Source organism: Streptomyces humidus, assembly GCF_014649655.1.
GTDB lineage: Bacteria > Actinomycetota > Actinomycetes > Streptomycetales > Streptomycetaceae > Streptomyces > Streptomyces humidus.
In genome coordinates this window covers 86,890-104,042 of record NZ_BMTL01000005.1, presented here as the reverse complement: position 1 = coordinate 104,042, position 17,153 = coordinate 86,890, and the positions used below count along the sequence as shown (strand labels likewise).

General features: G+C 73.5%; 18 protein-coding genes. 8 read left to right on the top strand and 10 right to left on the bottom strand.

Annotated elements, in window-relative coordinates; translation table 11 throughout:
* Window positions 1-81 precede the first annotated feature (81 nt).
* Together IE239_RS07190 and IE239_RS07185 are read right to left on the bottom strand one after the other, a co-directional pair.
* Complete coding sequence (locus IE239_RS07190) at window positions 82-738, bottom strand: TIGR04282 family arsenosugar biosynthesis glycosyltransferase (protein WP_190148421.1); 657 nt, start codon at window positions 736-738, stop codon at window positions 82-84.
* Window positions 735-1,454 (bottom strand): glycosyltransferase family 2 protein, encoded by a 720-nt coding sequence (locus tag IE239_RS07185; protein WP_190148420.1) that lies wholly within the window; start codon window positions 1,452-1,454, stop codon window positions 735-737. Before IE239_RS07185 ends, IE239_RS07190 begins: the two co-directional genes overlap by 4 nt.
* A gap of 113 nt (window positions 1,455-1,567) precedes the next feature.
* Here IE239_RS07185 and IE239_RS07180 point away from each other — a divergent pair, with 113 nt between their 5' ends.
* Entirely contained in the window at window positions 1,568-2,293 is a 726-nt protein-coding gene (locus IE239_RS07180) for a response regulator transcription factor (RefSeq protein WP_190148419.1), read from the top strand.
* Entirely contained in the window at window positions 2,283-3,395 is a 1,113-nt protein-coding gene (locus IE239_RS07175; RefSeq protein WP_190148418.1) for a sensor histidine kinase, read from the top strand. The genes IE239_RS07180 and IE239_RS07175 overlap by 11 nt, the downstream gene beginning before the upstream one ends.
* A gap of 131 nt (window positions 3,396-3,526) precedes the next feature.
* Here the strand turns inward: IE239_RS07175 and IE239_RS07170 are convergent, their stop codons facing one another.
* The 4 genes from IE239_RS07170 to IE239_RS07155 form a co-directional block, all read right to left on the bottom strand.
* Window positions 3,527-4,579 (bottom strand): NAD-dependent epimerase/dehydratase family protein, encoded by a 1,053-nt coding sequence (locus IE239_RS07170; protein ID WP_190148417.1) that lies wholly within the window; start codon window positions 4,577-4,579, stop codon window positions 3,527-3,529.
* A 53-nt stretch (window positions 4,580-4,632) separates the two neighbouring features.
* Window positions 4,633-5,253, bottom strand: a complete 621-nt coding sequence (locus IE239_RS07165; RefSeq protein ID WP_190148416.1) for a hypothetical protein — start codon at window positions 5,251-5,253, stop codon at window positions 4,633-4,635.
* 121 nt (window positions 5,254-5,374) lie between these two features.
* Window positions 5,375-5,779, bottom strand: a complete 405-nt coding sequence (locus tag IE239_RS07160; protein WP_190148415.1) for a hypothetical protein — start codon at window positions 5,777-5,779, stop codon at window positions 5,375-5,377.
* Window positions 5,776-6,912: a molybdopterin-dependent oxidoreductase gene (locus IE239_RS07155; protein ID WP_190148414.1), complete on the bottom strand. Its 1,137-nt coding sequence runs from the start codon at window positions 6,910-6,912 to the stop codon at window positions 5,776-5,778. The genes IE239_RS07160 and IE239_RS07155 overlap by 4 nt, the downstream gene beginning before the upstream one ends.
* A 177-nt stretch (window positions 6,913-7,089) precedes the next feature.
* Between IE239_RS07155 and IE239_RS07150 the strand changes: the two genes are divergently transcribed.
* Window positions 7,090-7,524 (top strand): VOC family protein, encoded by a 435-nt coding sequence (locus IE239_RS07150; protein WP_190148413.1) that lies wholly within the window; start codon window positions 7,090-7,092, stop codon window positions 7,522-7,524.
* Between the two features lie 455 nt (window positions 7,525-7,979).
* A complete protein-coding gene (locus tag IE239_RS07145; protein ID WP_190148412.1) occupies window positions 7,980-8,429 on the top strand; it encodes a spore-associated protein in 450 nt (149 codons plus the stop codon).
* A gap of 183 nt (window positions 8,430-8,612) precedes the next feature.
* On the opposite strand, the gene IE239_RS07140 is transcribed toward IE239_RS07145, so the two are convergent.
* A complete protein-coding gene (locus tag IE239_RS07140) occupies window positions 8,613-8,855 on the bottom strand; it encodes a DUF5302 domain-containing protein (RefSeq protein WP_190148411.1) in 243 nt (80 codons plus the stop codon).
* A gap of 198 nt (window positions 8,856-9,053) precedes the next feature.
* Between IE239_RS07140 and IE239_RS41865 the strand changes: the two genes are divergently transcribed.
* The 4 genes from IE239_RS41865 to IE239_RS07120 all read left to right on the top strand — a co-directional run bounded on the left by IE239_RS41865 (window position 9,054) and on the right by IE239_RS07120 (window position 13,437).
* Entirely contained in the window at window positions 9,054-9,578 is a 525-nt protein-coding gene (locus IE239_RS41865) for a hypothetical protein (RefSeq protein ID WP_229877874.1), read from the top strand.
* Window positions 9,579-9,950: 372 nt separating this feature from the next.
* Window positions 9,951-11,711, top strand: coding sequence for a bifunctional phosphatase PAP2/diacylglycerol kinase family protein (locus tag IE239_RS07130; RefSeq protein ID WP_190148410.1), 1,761 nt, complete (start codon window positions 9,951-9,953; stop codon window positions 11,709-11,711).
* Between the two features lies 1 nt (window position 11,712).
* Window positions 11,713-12,666 carry a YihY/virulence factor BrkB family protein gene (locus IE239_RS07125; protein ID WP_190148409.1) on the top strand — a complete coding sequence of 318 codons (954 nt, stop codon included), beginning with the start codon at window positions 11,713-11,715 and terminating at the stop codon, window positions 12,664-12,666.
* On the top strand, window positions 12,667-13,437 hold the full coding sequence (locus tag IE239_RS07120; RefSeq protein WP_190148408.1) for a phosphatase PAP2 family protein: 771 nt from the start codon (window positions 12,667-12,669) through the stop codon (window positions 13,435-13,437). It begins immediately after the preceding gene.
* A 371-nt stretch (window positions 13,438-13,808) separates the two neighbouring features.
* On the opposite strand, the gene IE239_RS07115 is transcribed toward IE239_RS07120, so the two are convergent.
* From IE239_RS07115 to IE239_RS07105, 3 genes are all read right to left on the bottom strand, one after another.
* Window positions 13,809-14,621, bottom strand: a complete 813-nt coding sequence (locus IE239_RS07115; RefSeq protein WP_190148407.1) for a MerR family transcriptional regulator — start codon at window positions 14,619-14,621, stop codon at window positions 13,809-13,811.
* A gap of 189 nt (window positions 14,622-14,810) precedes the next feature.
* Entirely contained in the window at window positions 14,811-16,367 is a 1,557-nt protein-coding gene (locus IE239_RS07110) for an FAD-dependent oxidoreductase (protein WP_190148406.1), read from the bottom strand.
* Entirely contained in the window at window positions 16,364-17,095 is a 732-nt protein-coding gene (locus tag IE239_RS07105; RefSeq protein WP_190148405.1) for a class I SAM-dependent methyltransferase, read from the bottom strand. Before IE239_RS07105 ends, IE239_RS07110 begins: the two co-directional genes overlap by 4 nt.
* Between the last annotated feature and the right edge of the window lie 58 nt (window positions 17,096-17,153).

Below are 17,153 nucleotides of genomic sequence, written 5' to 3'. Positions count from 1 at the left end.
GGTGGTCCTCCTGGGGCGGTGCGAACGCGCCGGTCTCGTCCGGGGCGGTGACGGCGGTGCGCGCGTCCTGCGCGACGCCGCTCAACGGACGGCCTGCGCGAGCGCGGCCATGGCGGTGGCGAAGCGGGAGCGCGGCGGGCAGCAGGCGGCCACCGAGGCGGCGTCGGCCGCGGTGTCCACGTCGCGCAGGGTCGGCAGCAGGCCGACGCTCAGGCCCGCCTCCTCGAGCCTGCGCCGCTGGACGGCTCCGGTGCGGTCGGTGGACATCGGAACGCCGCGCACGAGGGTCCCGGCGCGGGACGGGTCGGCGAAGCCCAGGGCCCAGAAGCCGCCGTCGGCGGCGGGGCCGAACCAGGCGTCGTGCCCGTCGCGGCCGGCCTCGGCCAGCAGGTCCGGGGTGAGCTGCGGGGTGTCCATGCCGACCAGCAGCGCCGGACCGCCGTCGCAGAGGTCGAAGGCGGCGGCGATGCGCTCGTCGAGGCCACCGGATCCCTGGGGGGCGACCTCGTAACCGGGGGGCAGCCAGCGGCCGGGGGTCCCGTCGAGGACGAGCACCCTGCGCCGGGCGGGCGCCTGGAGCACGGCGTGCAGCGTGTCGGTCAGAGCGGCCTGGGCCAGCGCGGCGGCCTCCTGTGGCGTGTAGGACGGCGTGAGGCGGGTCTTGACCCGTCCGGGCACCGGCTCCTTCGCTATGACCAGCAAGGTGGGCGGGTTCGCGGTCGCGGAGCGGGGGTTCATCGGACGCCTCCCAGGACGCTCGCGCCGAGGGCCGGCGCGGCGGCCGGCGGCTCGGCGAGGACGGCACGCATGTCGCGCACGGCCTGCCAGGTGCCGCGCCAGGTGCCGGTGACCTTGGAACGGCCGGCGCGCGGGCGGTAGGGCGTCTCGGTCTCCGTCACCCGCCAGCCGGCGTCGGCGGCGCGGACGACCATCTGCAGGGGATAGCCGGAGCGCCGGTCGGTCAGGCGCAGGGCCAGCAGCGCCTCCCGGCGGGCGGCGCGCATGGGCCCCAGGTCGTGCAGGCGCAGCCCGGTGCGGCGGCGCACGAGGCGGGCCAGTTCGAGGTTGGCGAGGCGGGCGTGCAGCGGCCAGGCGCCGCGGGTGGTGGGCCGGCGTCGGCCCAGGACGAGATCCGCGGTGCCGGCGAGGACGGGGCCGGCGACGGTCGGCAGCAGTCCGGGATCGAGGGAGGCGTCGCAGTCGCAGAAGCAGACCACGTCGGCCGTCGCCGCGGTGAGACCCGCGTGGCAGGCGGCGCCGAAGCCGCGGCGGGGCTCGTGGACCACCCGGGCGCCCAGGTCGCGGGCGATGTCCGGGGAACCGTCGGTGGAACCGTTGTCGACGACGATCGCGCGCCAGCCGGGCGGAATCCGCTCCAGCACCCACGGCAGGGCCTCGGCCTCGTCGAGGCAGGGCAGCACGACGTCCACGGAAGGGGGGGAAGTGTTGATCACCTCATTCACTGTACGGACGCAAAAGCGGCATAAGGGATTTCGTGTTCTTACGGAACGCTGACGTCGCCCACCTCGTCCGTCGGGGGCGGGCCCCTGATGTGAGACTCGGTGATGTGAAACGCGTACTCGTCGTCGATGACGACCCCACCGTCTCCGAGGTCGTCGCCGGATATCTCGACCGGGCCGGCTTCGCCGTGGACGTGGCCGCCGACGGTCCCACCGCCGTCGCGCAGGCCGCCCGCCGCACACCCGACCTGGTGGTGCTGGACCTGATGCTGCCCGGCATGGACGGGCTGGAGGTCTGCCGCCGGATCCGCGCGACCGGGCCGCTCCCGGTGATCATGCTGACCGCGCGCGGCGACGAGGAGGACCGCATCCTCGGCCTGGAGGTCGGCGCGGACGACTACGTCACCAAGCCCTTCAGTCCCAGGGAACTGGTCCTGCGGGTGGAGTCCGTGCTGCGCAGGTCCGGCGCGTCGACGGCCGCCCGGGCCGGGACGGCGCGTACATGGCTGCGCTCCGGACCGCTCGCCCTGGATCCCACCGCCCGGCGCGCCACCCGCAGCGGTGTCGAACTGGCCCTCACCATCCGGGAGTTCGACCTGCTGGAGTTCTTCATCCGGCACCCGGGCCGGGCGACGAGCCGGGAGCAGCTGATGCAGCAGGTCTGGGGCTGGGAGTTCGGCGATCTGTCGACGGTCACCGTGCACGTGCGGCGACTGCGCGAGAAGGTCGAGAACGACCCGGCCCGCCCCCGTCTGATCAGCACGGTGTGGGGCGTCGGCTACCGCTTCGACCCTCCCGGGGACCAGGAAGCCGAGGCCGGCGATGATCGGTGACACGCTCCTCATAGCGTTCTACGCGGCGATCGGCGCGGCCGGCGCCGGACTGGTGGGCGCGGCGGCCCTGCGGGGGCTGCGCAACCGGTCCGTCTCCGTGTCCCTGGCCGTGGTGGCCGCCGTCACCGTGGCGGCGATGCTGGCCGGGACCATGCTGGTCTCGCGCGCGATGTTCCTCTCCGAGCACGACCTCTGGGTGGTGACGATGGTGTGCTCGATGGCCGCGGCCGTCTCACTCGTCGTGGCACTGCTTCTGGGCCGCAGCGTCGTCCGGGGCAGCCGGGAGCTGGCCGAGGCCACGCGCGCCCTGGGAGAGGACGGGAGCTTCACTCCCCCGGCCACCGCTCCCACCGCCGAACTCGCTCAGCTGAGCCGCCAGTTGGCCGCCACCAGCACCAAGCTCGCCGCCTCCCGGGAACGGGAGCGGGCGCTCGAGACGTCCCGGCGCGAACTGGTCGCCTGGATCTCCCACGACCTGCGCACCCCGCTGGCCGGTCTGCAGGCCATGACCGAAGCCCTCGAGGACGGCATGGTCGACGATCCCCGCGTCTACCTCACCCGGATCCGCGCGGAGGTCGGCCGGATGAGCGGCATGGTCGGCGACCTGTTCGAACTGTCCCGTATCCAGGCCGGGGTGCTCGCCCTCTCACCGACCCGGATGTCCGTGTACGACCTCGTCGGCGACGCCATCGCCGGAGTCGACGCCCTGGCCAGGGAACACGGGGTGCGGCTCGTGGGCCGCGGGGTCGACGCCGTGCCGGTGGAGGTCGACGGCCGAGAGATGTCCCGCGTCCTGGCCAACCTGCTCGTCAACGCGATCCGCCGCACGCCCGCGGACGGCACCGTCGCCGTCTCGGCGCACCGTGAGGCGGACCGCGTCGTGCTGTCGGTGACCGACGGCTGCGGCGGGATCGCCCCGGAGGATCTGCCCCGCGTCTTCGACACCGGCTGGCGCGGCACCGACGCCCGTACACCGCCGGCCGGCGCGGGGCTCGGCCTGGCCATCGTGCGGGGCATCGTGGAGGCCCACCGGGGACGCGCGGAGGTGTGCAACGTGCCGGGCGGCTGCCGGTTCGAGGTACACCTGCCGGCCGTGGTCTGAGAACGGCGACCACGGCAGGGCCGGCCCGGTGGGAGGACGGGGCCGGCCCTGCCGTGGTCGTGGAGCGAGTGGAGTTCAGAGGGCGCAAGGCGAGCAGAGGGCTCAGCGGGCGCGTGGGGCGCCCCGCGGGCTCACCCCGCCCGCAGGGGCGCCGAGGCGAACTCCGTCATCCCCTCTGTGAAGGGGACCTGCGGCTTCCATCCCGACTCGTCGCGCAGCCGCCGGGAGGAAGCGGTGATGTGGCGGACGTCGCCGAGCCGGTACTCGCCCGTGACGACGGGCGCCGGCCCGCCGTACGCCTCGGCCAGCGCGGCGGCCATCTCCCCGACCGTGTGCGGGTCTCCGCTGCCGACGTTGTACGCGCGCAGGCCGCCGTCCGGGGAGCCGTCCAGGCCGTCCAGGGCCGCGAGATTGGCGCCCGCGACATCACGGACGTGGACGAAGTCGCGGCGTTGGCCGCCGTCCTCGAAGACGCGCGGGGCCTCGCCGCGCGAGAGCGCGGACCGGAACAGGGAGGCGACGCCCGCGTAGGGGGTGTCCCTGGGCATGCCCGGGCCGTACACGTTGTGGTAGCGCAGGGCGGCGACGCGTCCTCCGGTCGCCCGCGCCCAGGCGGCGGCCAGGTGCTCCTGGGCCAGCTTGGTGGCCGCGTACACGTTGCGCGGATCGGCCGGGGCGTCCTCGTCCACCAGGCCGGCGTCGAGCGGCTCCCCGCAGCGCGGACACGGGGGCTCGAAGCCACCCGCGTCGAGATCGGCCACCTTGCGCGGTCCCGGCCGGACGACGCCGTGCCGGAGGCACTCGTAGCGCCCCTCGCCGTAGACCACCATCGAACTCGCCAGCACCAGGCGCCGCACGCCCGCCGCGGCCGTCGCGGCCAGGAGCACGGCGGTGCCGAGGTCGTTGCAGCCGACGTAGTCCGGGGCGTCGGCGAAGTCCTTGCCGAGTCCGACCATCGCGGCCTGGTGGCAGACGGCGTCCACCCCTCGCAGGGCGTCGGTCACCGCCTCCTTGTCACGGACGTCGGCGTGCCGCCAGTCCGTCCCGGCGGGGATCTCAGGCGCCGTGCGGTGTGCGGCGGGCAGCAGCGCGTCGAGGACGCGCACCTCGTGGCCGGCGCCGGCGAGAGCGGTGACGATGTGCGAGCCGATGAAGCCCGCACCTCCAGTGACCAGGATCAACATGCCACCGACCGTAGGGGCCCCGGGCCGCCAGTGGGCCGTTCGGATCGAGGACGTCAGGGGTTCGTAAGCCTTTCCGGCTCCCGCACCCGGCCGGCCGGCCGGGCCGCCGCCAGCGTCAGCAGGGCGAAGGCCACCGCGAAGGCCACCATGGTGAACACGCCCTTCGGCCAGAAGATATGGCTGTCCGCGAAGGACCAGCAGGCGGCGAGCAGGACGACCGCACCGGGCAGCACCCGCACCCCGTGCCGTCGCCACAGCACCGCGCAGCAGGCGAGCGAGGCGACGGCCAGCCCGTACACCCCGGTCCGGCCCAACTCGTCGCCGGTGGCGAAGAGCCGCCCGGCCGCTCCGTGGACGCCGTGCTCGACCACCGTCCCGGCCGAGATGCCCGCCACCGCGTCCAGGCCGGAGTAGTACGCGGCGAAGCAGGCGCATCCGGCCCAGGCGAGCACCGTCAGGGCCCCGTCCGTGTCCTGGCGCGGCCTCCCCCACAGCGGGACCACCAGGCCGAGGACGAGGAGGGGGAAGACGGGCAGCAGGACGATGTGCAGCCCGGCCCAGTCGCCCGCCGTCGCCGACGTCAGATGCCGGGGGTGCACCAGGCCCGCGGCGGCCAGCAGCAGCGGAGGAGCGGTGACCAGCGCCATGACGCGCGCAGTACGCAAAGATCGCATCCGCTCACGCTAGGGGGGCCGCAGGTGCTCGGTGCCGGTCGCCCGGCATGCGTAAGACACCCGTAAGACGTCACGTCTCACGGTGCGTCACGCGGCGCGCCCGACGGCCGGATCCGGCGCGTCACCGATCGGTCCGCCCGCGGGCGCGCACGAACTCCCGCACGGCCGCCCACAGCGCCGCCACCGCGGCCACGGCCACCAGCGCGATCAGCCAGTTGCGCGGGTAGTCCAGCGGCAGCACGGACGGGTTGGCCGTCCTGCCCGGCCGCAGCAGCACGGGCAGTGCCACCGCCGTCAACGCGCCGGCGACGAGGAGGGCCCCGCGCACGGGACCACGGATGCCGCCTCGCACCAGCACCAGCCCGATCAGCAGCACTGCCGGAGCGATCACCACGTCGTGCAGGAGGACCGCACCTCCGAGCCATACGAGCACGCCGGCCGGGTCACGGACATCCGTCAGCAGGAACGCCCCGACGCCCATGAGCGCCACACCGGCCGTGCCCGCCAGCACCCGCAGCGCCTTCACGACGTCACCTCCAGTCGGCCCACCCATTTGGTCTGCAGCACACCGGGCCGGTCTGGGGCGATGAGCCGCGCCGGGTATCCGTGGTCGGGGTGGAGTTCCTCGCCGTTCAGACGCAGGGCGAGCAGGGTCAGTGGGTCCCGGGCGTGCCGATGACCCATCTCCGACACCCGGTAACCGCCCCTCAGCTGCAAGGACACCACCCTCACCCGGGCATGGGCCGGGGCACTCGCGCGCTCCAGGAGATCCACGACGCGGACGCCGCTCCAGCGCGCCGACTTGCTCCATCCCTCCACACACGCGATCGGCAGCTCCACCTCGTGCTGGGGCAGGGCGCGCAGATCGTCCAGAGTGAGGGTGTAGCTCCGCGGACCGGCGACCACCAGCCGGTACGCCTCGTCGGCGATCCGGCCGACACCGGCGGCCGCGGCGGTCCGGTTCACCGGCAGCGACTGCGGCCCCTTGTCCGGGTCCCGGGGCGCGAACAGCAGGAGGTCCTTGAGCGGCGTGAACGACTGGCCCACGGTGGTGAGCGTGACGGCTGCGACGGCCGCGCCCACCGAGGCCAGCAGCGAGCGCCGGTCCGGTCCGTCCTGCGCGGGCAGGGCGAGCGTTCCGGACGACCGGCGGGTCCAGTGCGCCCTGATCTCCGGCGCCTTGACCGCCACGTGCAGCACCAGCGCCCCGACGACGAGCCAGGCCACCGCGTAGTGCACCGGCACGAACGAGAAGGGCCACGGATACCACTGGGCGGTGTTCAGCAGCCCGGTCGACAGCTCGAACAGGGCTCCGGCGACCAGCACCGCCACCGACAGCCGCTCCAGGGCGTGCTTGACCGACCTCAGCGGCGGCCTGGCGAACAGGTGCGGATACACCGTCCACAGCTTGGCCAGCAGCAACGGGACGGCCGCGATGCCGGAGGCGACGTGCAGGCCCTGCGAGAGCCGGTACCCCCAGACCGGACGGCTGGGGATGTCGTCGGCCAGCGAGCCGGGCGGATGCTGCATGAAGTGGCTGATCAGTCCGGTGACGAAGCACACCGCGAACGCCGCCCCCAGCCAGCGGCCGATCGAGGTCGCCGTGCGGGGATCGTGCAGCCTGCCCCGGAACGCCGGTGGAGACACGTGCAGTTTCATGTCCCCATCCCACCTGTCGGCGTGCCCGCTCCGGAACCATGAAACCCTTACGGAACAGGGACGTTCCGAGGGACCGGCGCCCCGTCGGGACGCACCTCCGTGGGCCCAAGTGACGTGCCACACCTGGCACTTGCGCCCGCGCGGGTGCGGGAAGGCACCCCCTGTTACGGTGATCCGATGACGTCGATCAAGCAGTTCCAGGTCACCTTCGACTGTGCGGAACCCGAGCGTGTGGCCCGCTTCTGGTGCGAGGTGCTGGGGTATGTCGTACCGCCGCCACCGCAGGGGTTCGACTCGTGGGACGATTTCAACCGCTCGCTGCCGCCCGAGGAACGCGGGGCATGGTTCGCATGCAGCGATCCCTCGGGAGTGGGCCCGCGACTGTTCTTCCAGCGGGTGCCCGAAGGCAAGACCGCCAAGAACCGCCTGCACCTCGACGTGCGGGCGGGCACCGGACTCGTGGGTGACGAGCGACTGGCCACGCTCCAGGCCGAGTGCGCACGGCTGGTCGCGCTCGGCGCGACATGCGTACGAGTCCTCCTCGCCGACGAGGAGAACGAGTCCTGCATCGTGATGCAGGACGTCGAAGGCAACGAATTCTGCCTCGACTGAGCAATCGGCGTCAGCCCGCGAGGGCTGTGGCAGGCCTGCTCCCAGAACAGGTCGGGTGCGGGCGCGAAGCAGACGGCGGAGCCCGGCGACATGCACCGGGGCCCCGTGCCCGACGCGGTACGGTCGCCCCGGCCCACCACGGCCCCCGGCCCACCGCGGCCCCCGGTCCGGCGACCGCACCCGCACCCGCACCCGCACCCGCACCCGCACGAGCTTCTTCCTCGACGGCCTCCCCCCGGGACTCGCGGAACGCCGACGGTCACGGCCGGAGCCCCTGCCGCCATACCCACCGGCGCCGACACACCCTCCGCCCGCCTTTTCGGTTGCGTCCCAACTCGGCCTAATGCGAGGTGAGTTGTGGCGCAAAACAGCAGCGATCGCGGCACAACCATCCGAACGGCTCGCCGGTCACATAAGGCAGGAGCAACCGACTCCTACACGCACAAGGGGGAAATATGCGCTTCACTCACTCCATGTTGGGCGTCGCCACGCTGGCCACTGTGACGCTCGGGGCCACGACCGCCCTGGCGGCACCCGCCTCCGCCACACCCAACACCACCCCGCAGAAGGTCTGCGGAAGCGGCTACAAGACCGTGAACTCCGCCGCCGTCGGCTCGCTGGGCACCGTCTACCTCACCTACAACGCCGGCAACGGGAACAACTGCGTCGTCACCATCCGCAACAACCCCGGCACCGCCGTGTACATGTCCGCCTGGATCTACGTGCCCGACACCAACGAAGGCGACGACGACTACGGGCGCTACACCTCGTACGCGGGTCCTTCCTACGTCATCGGCAAGGGCCACTGCGTCGACTGGGGCGGCGGCATCGCCAACACCACGGTCCAGGTGACAGGCTCCAACTGCGCCTCGCTCACGGAGCACCGGAAGACCTTCACGCGCTGATCTCCGCAGCCTCCCGCCCACCGTCGGCCCGGGCGGACGCCCGGGCCGGCCTGCGGGCGCCGTGGCGCGGGAGGCGCCGGAGGCCGTAACGGTCCACCCCGCCCCGGCGGAGCCGTCCGGCTCCGCCGGGGCGACCCCGCGACGCACCTCCCGCACGTAGCCGTCTCCGGGGGCGTACGGGACTCAGCCCCCGCTCTTCCGACGGAACGACCGCTGGCTCGCCGCCGGACCGTGCGCGCCGTGGATCTTCGAGGTGCCGGTGTTCGCGGCGACGTCGGCGGCGTCCGCCTGCACACCGCGCTTGCGCGCCAGAGCCTCGCGGAACTTGCGCTTCAAGTCGTACTGGCCGTCTTCGTCGGGCGAGAGAGAAGGGTTCTCCCCGTCGACCGGCTCCGAGCCCTCGGGCGTTGCAGACTCTGCAGCCATGGTGACCTCCTGGCACTGGGCAGTGGAAAGCACAGCTTGTCATGGCGGGCACCGCGCGAAGTGCCACGTCCCAGCCGCATCGATCACGAGCGCGGTCGGCGCCGGCGGGCCCGGGACCCGGCGAGGCCTCCGACGCGAGGAGCCATCCAGGCGGCCGGCTCGCACATGAGACGGGCGGATCCAGGGCAGCCGCGGGAGATGCAGGGAAACCAGACGTACGCCACGAGCAACGCACACGGTCGGCCTGTACGCGAGAGCGGCTCACAGGGGCGGCGGGAGGGAAGGCATCGGCGCACCACACGACGAGCGGGCCGGTGGCACCGGCGGCTTCTGGCCTACCGGGACGTCGAGCTGCTCCCCTCGCCCGCTCCGGCGGGCGCGGGCGAGGAGTGCCTGCTGCTCGTGCACATCCGCAAGGTGGTCGGGCGGGTGACCTACCGAGCGTGCGACGAGTGCGCCGAGGGCGTGATCACCGACGTCGTCCTCGACGAACCGTTCCGCGACTGCGGGCTGGGCACCAGGGCGCTCTCGCACCTGCGTTCCCGGCACCCCGGTGTAGCCTGGCGCACCACGCTCGAAACCCGTCTCACCCGCGGGCTGCTGCGCCGCATGCGCGTCCCCAGGGCACCCGTGGAGGGGAACTGCTCGCACATGCGACCCGCCTCGGCCGGCTCGGACTCCGCCCCCGCCCCCGCCCCCGCGTCCGCTCCCGGGAGTCGGTGACCGGCTCGGGGTCCGGCTCGGGGCCGGTCGCCAGGGCGGGCTGACGGAGCACGACGGGCCGTGCGCCGCCGCGGGGACGACCGGGCAGGTCCGGCAGAGGACCCCGCGCCGCCCTCGAAGCTCACGCCGTGACCGGGACGCGGCACGCATCGTCCCGCTCGGCCGCACGCGCCCCGCTCCGTGTGACCGACGCCCTCGACACCACAGGGCGTGACACCACCGGGCGTACGGGCTCGACCGGGCGCACCGCACCACGCCGGAGACAGTCGTTACCCACGGCAGGTCTGCGCGGGGACATCAGGGGCACACGGTGGATCGGCCTCGACATCTGTGGCCGACAACGCCGTACCGCGCCGACCCGTGGGAGACATGATGCCGACCGCCGCACCGGAAAGACCGGCCGAACTGCCCGGCGGGAGACCGGGAACCGCCCGGACCGGCCGCTCCTTCGCACTGCCCCGGGGCATGGGGCGAACCGCCGCGCGCATCGGGGCGTTGACGGTCTGCCAGGGCGCACTGATGGTGGGCCTCGGGCTGTTGATCACCGGGCCCGCCCGCGGACTGTGGCCGATGACGGTCGAGGACGACGTCAACGAGGGCTTCGAACAGGCCAGGACCCGCACCCTCACCACGCTGTCGTACCTCGGATCGCAGGCCGGCGACACCCTCACGGTGATCACCGTCACCGTCCTGGCGTGTACGGGCCTGATCCTGATCCCCCGTCTGCCGATGTGGCGTCAGGCGTCGTTCCTCGCCGTCGCCGTGTCGCTCCAGTCGCTGGTGTTCCTGGTCATCACCGAGTCGGTGGACCGCCATCGCCCCGAGGTGGACCGCCTCGACGCCTCACCGCCCACCTCCAGCTACACGTCCGGTCACACCGGGGCGGCCACCGCGCTCTACGGCGGGCTGGCGGTGCTCGCGCTGTCCCGGCTCCGCGGGCCGTGGCGGCGGATCGTGGGCGGTCTGCTGCTCCTCGTGCCGGTGCTGGTGGCCGTCGCCCGTCTCTACCGGGGCATGCACCATCCCACGGACGTCGTGGGCGGCCTGGCCAACGGCAGCCTGTCCCTGCTGATCGTCGGTCGTGCCCTGTTCACCGACGGGACCGTGACCGCTCCGGTCGAGGCGCGCCCCGCTCCGGCCGCCGCGGGCACCGGGACCGGACGGGCAGCACCGGGCCCGGGCCGCACCGCGGTGATCTTCAACCCGACGGTGACCGGCGAAGCCGACCGCGAGGCGCTGCGGGAGGTTCTGGAACGCCACGGTCACCGCGCACCGGTGTTCATCGAGACCACCGCCGAGGACCCGGGCACGGGCCAGACGGCCGCCGCGGTCCGCGACGGCGCACGACTGGTCGTGGTCTGCGGCGGCGACGGCACCCTGCGGGCGTCCGCGGACGCGCTGGCCGGGAGCGGCGTGCCGTTGGCCCTGGTGCCCTGCGGCACGGGCAATCTGCTGGCCCGCAACCTCGGTCTGCCCCTGTCCCCCACCGCCGCGCTCGACGCCGCGCTTCGGGGCGCCCCACGCCGCATCGACCTCGGCCGCATCGAGGGCGACGGCCTCGCCGCCACCCATTTCGCCGCCATGTCCGGGGCCGGACTCGACGCCGCGATCATGGAGCACACCGACGACCGCGCCAAGTCCGTCCTGGGCTGGCCCGCCTATGTGCTGGCCGGCGTCGGTGCGCTGCGCACACCGCGGATGCGTCTGACGGTCCGGCTCGACGAGGCGCTCGTTCTGCACCGCACGGCCCGCATGGTGCTCATCGGCAATGTCGGCACCGTCCAGGGCGGGACGACGCTGCTGCCGGCCGCCCGCCCCGACGACGGTCGGCTCGATCTGCTGATCCTCGACCCGCGCGGCGTCGGCGGCTGGGTGCGCGCGCTGTGGACGCTGCTGCGCGGTGGTGCGAAGGCGTCCCGGCGGCCGGCCGTGGACACCGTCACGACCGGCCGCGGGGGCGACCAGGCGAAAAGCGTGCCGGTGGAGTTCCTCACGTTCCGGCGGGCCGAACTGACCTTCGGCTCCCCGCAGTCCCGGGAGCTCGACGGAGATCCGGTGACGCCCGGCCGTCTGCTGACCGCCGAGGTCAGGCCGGGTGCGCTGACCGTGCTGCTGCCGGCCGGGGGTGCGTGACATGGGTACGGCGACCAAGGTCCCCGAGACGCGTGACATGACCGGCGACGAACTGTCCGCCGACGAGGCGCTGGCATCGCTGCGCCGCTACGGCGGCTGGGCCCTGCTGCGCGACTCCTTCGTCCGTTTCCGGTACGCCGACGGTTTCACCCATTCGCGTGCGCTCGCCCTGCAGACGGTCCTCTCCGTGATCCCGCTGGCCATCGCGTTCGTCGGGCTGTCCACCACGCTGCACACCGAGAACATAGGCCGGATCGCCGAGCTGACGATCCATCGGATGGCCGAGGGACCCAGCGCCGACGTGGTCGACGACGCGCTCGACCGCAGCCGCCGCACGGCGGGCGACGGCGCGCAGGTCGCTCTCTGGTTCGGTCTGCTCTTCTCCCTGGTCAACACCACCACCGCGATGTGCCAGGTGGAGCGCGGCGCCAACCGGATCTACGGCAACGAGCGGGACCGTCCCTTCCGGCAGAAGTACCTGCGCGGTCTGGTGATGTCCGTCGGCGCCGGACTGCCGCTCGGGCTCGGGTTCGTCGTCATGGTGGCCGGCGGGGATCTGGCGTCCGCGGCCGTGAGCGTCTATCAGCTCGACGGCGGCGCCCGGACAGCCTGGGAGATACTGCGCTGGCCCTCCGGGTTGCTGCTCGCGCTCATCTCGGCCAGCGTGATCTTCCGCAGCTCTCCCCGTCGCAGACAGCCCGGATACACCTGGCTGGCCTTCGGCGCGGCCGTGTACCTGGTGCTGTGGACGGCGCTGACCTGGCTGCTGAGCCTCTACCTCGGGATCAGCGGCTCCTTCGACACGGTCTACGGCCCGCTCAGCGCCTTCATGTCGCTGCTGCTCTGGGCCTATCTGACCTCCATCGCCCTCTTCCTCGGGCTGGCGTTCGCCGCGCAGCTGGAAGCCGCGCGGGCCCAGCGGTCCGAGCCGATCGAACCCGATCCCGGAGTCTGAATGGTTGTGCGAGCCGCGGTCCGGCACCTTCGAGACCATCGCCGCCGGGCGGCCGACCGCAGATTCGGCGCCCGGCTGATCGGAGCGGCTGTCGTCGCCGCCGTCGCCGCCGTGCCCTTCGCACTGCTGCTCGTCCTCGTCGAGGGGCAGTGGCGGCCCCTGCGCCGCCTGGACGCGGGCGCCGCCGAGCGACTGCACCACACGGCCGTGACGCATCCGGCATGGACCGGTGTCCTGCGCTTCCTGTCCGACTGGGTCTGGGACCCGGCCGTCCTGCGCACGGCCGTCGCGCTGGTCACCGTCTGGCTGCTGTACCGCAGGGCCTGGCGGCTGGCCGCCTGGTCCGCGGTGACGGCCGTCGCCGGCGGGCTGATCGGCCTGCTGGTCAAGACGGTCGTCGAGCGGGCCAGACCGTCCCTGGAGGACCCGGTGGCGCACGCGCCGGGATTCTCCTTCCCGTCGGGTCACGCGATGACGGCCACCACGTCGTTCGCCGTCCTGTTGCTGGTTCTGCTGCCCTTGGCGCCGCGCGCCTGGCGGCCTCTGTGCTGGGGCGTCGCGGTGGTGTCGGTGCTCGGGGTCGGTTTCACCCGGGTCGCGCTCGGCGTGCACTGGTTCAGCGACGTGGTGGGCGGCTGGCTGCTCGGCCTCGCCGTGGTCACCCTCACCGCCTGGGCCTTCGAGGCCTGGCGCGCCGAGGCCGGCCGGGGCCACGCCGAGGTGAGCGACGGCCTGGAGCCCGAACTCGTCGGCGCCCACCCCGAACCGTGACCGGCGGGAGGCCCCGGCCCGGGAACCTCGCGACCGCGCCCGGGACCTGCCGGGGCCGCGCCCCGGGACCACGGCCCGGCGTCCCGGTCATCCCTAGGAGGAGGGCGCGGTGATGGGCGGACGGCTTCCGGTTCTCGTCGTCATCGCGATCGTCCCGCCGACGGCCTTTCCGCCTGTGGGCCCGGTCGGCCGGCGCACGTGACGTCGGGCGACGACGCCGGGGTCGGCAGCAGGCGGCCGAGGCGACAGCGACCATGCCCTCGACGGTCACCCGGCCGGCGAGGCCCGCGCCGGACCCGCCGTACCACCGGGGCCGCCGCCGGGCCACCGCGGGCCTGGTGCACCGCCGTCCCCGTCCGCGCACGGGTTTGTCAGACCTTGTTCACCGGTTCTTGGAGCTCGGTGACCCACTCGTCGTGGCTGTCGGGGCATTCCAGGTTGATCTCTCGGGGGTAGCCGACCGAGCGGTAGCCGTTGGCGTCGATCCAGAGACCGAGGGTCTGAACGGTGGGCAGGACGGTCTCCATGGAGCCGCGGTGCATGACGGTCGCCGCCTGCTCGACGGGCGGCAGGTCCACGATCTGCAGCCCGTCGCCCTCGCTGAGGGGTGCGCAGACCTCGACGCCCGCATGGATGAGGATCCCGCCGCCCGGCGCGTCCTCGTAGTAGGCGACCCCGGGCCCGGAGGGGGCGATGCCCGCCGCCTCCAGACGCCGGAACAGCTCGTCGTACAGCGGCTGGATGACCGGGCCGATGGTGTCGAAGTCTGGTGCCACTCCGGTCAGTTCTGCCACCCGCACGCTCGGCAGGCTCTTCAGTACGACGTCGTTGCCGGGCATCTGCCCCTCGCTCTCGATCGAGCAGAGCCTCGCCTCGACCTGGGCCAGCCGGGCCGCAGCGGCAGTGATCGCCGCCTCCAGTTCGGCACGCCGCAGCCGGAGCATGGCGCGCAGTTCCTCGGTGGTCACCTTCTCGTCCAGGATCGCCCGGACCTGCTGGAGGGTGAAGCCAAGGTCCTTGAGCGCGATGACGCGGTTGAGGCGGGCCAACTGGGCGGCCGTGTAGTAGCGGTAGCCGGTGGCCGGGTCGACGTGGGCCGGACGCAGCAGGCCGGTGGCGTCGTAATGGCGCAGCATCCGGACCGACACGCGGCCGTGCCGGGCGAAGTCTCCGATGGTGAACATGATGTCTCCGAGTTGACCGCCTGACACGGTGTGAGGGTCAAGAACACTGGTCGGACGGCCGGAAGAGACGAGCAGGATCGGTGACGGCGCTCCGCCTGATGCCACACCTCACTCTTGCAGACAGCGGTGCAGGGAGGACGCGAGCCCACCGGTCTCACACCCGGAGACCCGTCGAAGCCCCCGGGAGAGTCAGGCGAGTCGTGCGAGTCCGCGCAGTACCGCGCTGCGTCCGCGGTCGGGGACCGTCCACAGGGTCTGGCCGCTGACTCCCCAGCGTTCCAGCAGCGCGTTGGCCGCGAGGAAACCGCTCGTGGCCGCACGTTCCATCAGGGCCACGGGCAGGTCCGTGCGCACGAGGTCGCCGGCCACCACGAGCCCGGGATCGGAGGTGCGCACGGTCGGGCGGTCGCGGTGTCCGCCGACCGGGAAGAGCGGGCAGTCGGCACGCCACTCGTGCCGCTCGTCGATCACCGTCGCCGCGCGCGTCTCCGGATAGACCCGGTGCAGTTGCTCCACCAGGCGCTTCTGTTCGACGTCGCGCACCGCGCGCTCGGGCAGGGCGTAGGCGTGCAGTTCGACGACCGACCCTCCGGTGCGCGCGGCCCAGCGCGCCGCCTCCCCCTCCCAGCGCTCCAGCACGCTGACGTTGTCGAGGGTTCCGTAACCGCTGGTGCCCAGGAAGCCGGGACGGTCGGCGGCGACCGGGCGGTCCAGCCACAGGCGGGAGACGAGGAACGGCGGCGCGGCGCGCAGCCGGGTGATCCGCTGCCGCCAAGCGCTGTCCGCCAGGCGCGGGGAGCAGGCGACGAGGGAGCCGAGGCCCGGGGTGTCCAAGGCGAGGACGACGGCGTCGTGGCGGCGCTGCGTCGTGTCCGTGGCGACGACGAAGCCACCGTCCGCGGTGGGTTCGACGGTCTCGACGCGGGCTCCGGTGCGCACCTCGGCGCCGTGGCCGCGCAGATAGTCGGCCAGCGGCTCCCACAGGGCGCTCGGGAAGGGCTCGTCGGGCACGTCGAAGAGCAGGCCCTCCGCGGAGCCGAGGAAGTAGATGTGGAACATCAACACCATCTCGGCCGCGGACAGGTGGCGCGGGTCGGCGAAGAAGCTCCGGGAGAACACCTCGAACGCGAGATGGTGTGCGGCCTGCGGGAAGCGGATCGAGTGGAGGAAGTCGTGTGCACTGACGTCGTCGAGCCGTTCGTAGACCTCGGGGACGCGGACGTCCAGCAGGGGCAGTGCGGCGACCGGGTCCATACGGACGAGGTCGCGCAGTCCGAAGGTGGGGCTCAGGGCCACGAAGCCGAGGGCGCTCCACGGCGGGGTGCGCGGGACGTGCCGGAAGCTGTCGTGCACGCCGCTGCCGTGCCGGAGCGGGTAGTCGGGAAGTCCGCGCAGTCGGGTGAGCCCCGGATCGGTGCGCCGCAGCAGGCCGCGCAGGTTGTAGTACTGGCGGAAGAACGCGTGGAAGCCGCGGCTCATGGTGACGGTGCTGCCGTCGGAGAGGACGGTCGGGTGGCCGGAGAGCCGTCCGCCCAGGGCGGCCTCGCGTTCGTGGAGCGTGACCCGCACGCCCTTCTCGGCCAGGCCCGTGGCGGCCGCGAGACCGGCGATGCCGCCTCCCACGACCGCCACGGTCGGGGGACGGTCGCCGACGAAGCGCGGTGTGCCCGGGGCGGGCAGGACGGTGCGGGCGCGCCGGTCCCGGCCGCGGCGGGCGGCGGCGTGGGGTCGCCGGGGGCGGGTCATCGGCCGCCCTCCCCGGTCGGTCCGGGGCGGCGGGCGACGAGGGTGTGGGTGATGCCGGTCTGCCATCCCGGCAGGGGCAGCGTCCTGACGTCCTGGAAACCGGCGGCGCGGACCCGGGCGGCGAAGCCATCCGCCGTGTCGAATTCCACGACGCTGCGCCACAGGTGGCGGTACAGGTCGCCGTCGCCGAGGAGGGTGGCGACGGGCAGGACGAGTCCGCGGCACACCCCCGTCCACACCGCGCGGTGGGCGCCCCGGCCGCTGAGGATGTACTCGTGCACGGCGAGCCGGCCGCGCGGGGCGAGGACGTCGCGCACCGCGCGGAGCACCGCGTCGGGGTCGGTGACGTTGCGGAAGAGGTAGGCGGCGAAGACCGCGTCGAAGGGGCCTCGCACGCCTGCCTCGGCCAGCCCTTCGGCGGGGGCCCGTACGAACGTCACCCCGGCCCGCCACGGTTTGCGCGCGGCGCGCTCGAGCATGCCGTCGGAGGCGTCCACCGCGGTGATCTCGGCTTCGGGGAGGGCGGCGGCGAGGGCGGCCGTCGAGGCGCCCGTGCCGCACCCGAGGTCCAGCACGCGCAGTCCGGCGCCGCCGTCGGGCAGGCCGAGGCGGCGGGCGGAGCGGCGCAGTTGGCCGTGGTAGCCGGGGTTGGCGGCGACCAGGGTGTCGTAGCTGCGAGAAGCTTGGTCGAACGCGGCGGCCAGCTCATCGTCGCGCAGCAGGGTCATGCGGTCTCCTCAGGGGGGCGTGCGGGCGGCCGGGACGCGGCCGGGCAGCCGGAGTGGG

Bases quoted from the DNA above. Each gene is read 5' to 3' on its own strand.
- IE239_RS07175 (WP_190148418.1), top strand. From the start codon at position 2,283: ATGATCGGTGACACGCTCCTCATAGCGTTCTACGCGGCGATCGGCGCG.
- IE239_RS07130 (WP_190148410.1), top strand. From the start codon at position 9,951: ATGCCGACCGCCGCACCGGAAAGACCGGCCGAACTGCCCGGCGGGAGA.
- IE239_RS07190 (WP_190148421.1), bottom strand. From the start codon at position 738: ATGAACCCCCGCTCCGCGACCGCGAACCCGCCCACCTTGCTGGTCATA.
- IE239_RS07125 (WP_190148409.1), top strand. From the start codon at position 11,713: ATGGGTACGGCGACCAAGGTCCCCGAGACGCGTGACATGACCGGCGAC.
- IE239_RS07155 (WP_190148414.1), bottom strand. From the start codon at position 6,912: ATGAAACTGCACGTGTCTCCACCGGCGTTCCGGGGCAGGCTGCACGAT.
- IE239_RS07165 (WP_190148416.1), bottom strand. From the start codon at position 5,253: ATGCGATCTTTGCGTACTGCGCGCGTCATGGCGCTGGTCACCGCTCCT.
- IE239_RS07105 (WP_190148405.1), bottom strand. From the start codon at position 17,095: ATGACCCTGCTGCGCGACGATGAGCTGGCCGCCGCGTTCGACCAAGCT.
- IE239_RS07145 (WP_190148412.1), top strand. From the start codon at position 7,980: ATGCGCTTCACTCACTCCATGTTGGGCGTCGCCACGCTGGCCACTGTG.
- IE239_RS07110 (WP_190148406.1), bottom strand. From the start codon at position 16,367: ATGACCCGCCCCCGGCGACCCCACGCCGCCGCCCGCCGCGGCCGGGAC.
- IE239_RS07170 (WP_190148417.1), bottom strand. From the start codon at position 4,579: ATGTTGATCCTGGTCACTGGAGGTGCGGGCTTCATCGGCTCGCACATC.
- IE239_RS07150 (WP_190148413.1), top strand. From the start codon at position 7,090: ATGACGTCGATCAAGCAGTTCCAGGTCACCTTCGACTGTGCGGAACCC.
- IE239_RS07115 (WP_190148407.1), bottom strand. From the start codon at position 14,621: ATGTTCACCATCGGAGACTTCGCCCGGCACGGCCGCGTGTCGGTCCGG.
- IE239_RS07120 (WP_190148408.1), top strand. From the start codon at position 12,667: ATGGTTGTGCGAGCCGCGGTCCGGCACCTTCGAGACCATCGCCGCCGG.
- IE239_RS41865 (WP_229877874.1), top strand. From the start codon at position 9,054: ATGCAGGGAAACCAGACGTACGCCACGAGCAACGCACACGGTCGGCCT.
- IE239_RS07140 (WP_190148411.1), bottom strand. From the start codon at position 8,855: ATGGCTGCAGAGTCTGCAACGCCCGAGGGCTCGGAGCCGGTCGACGGG.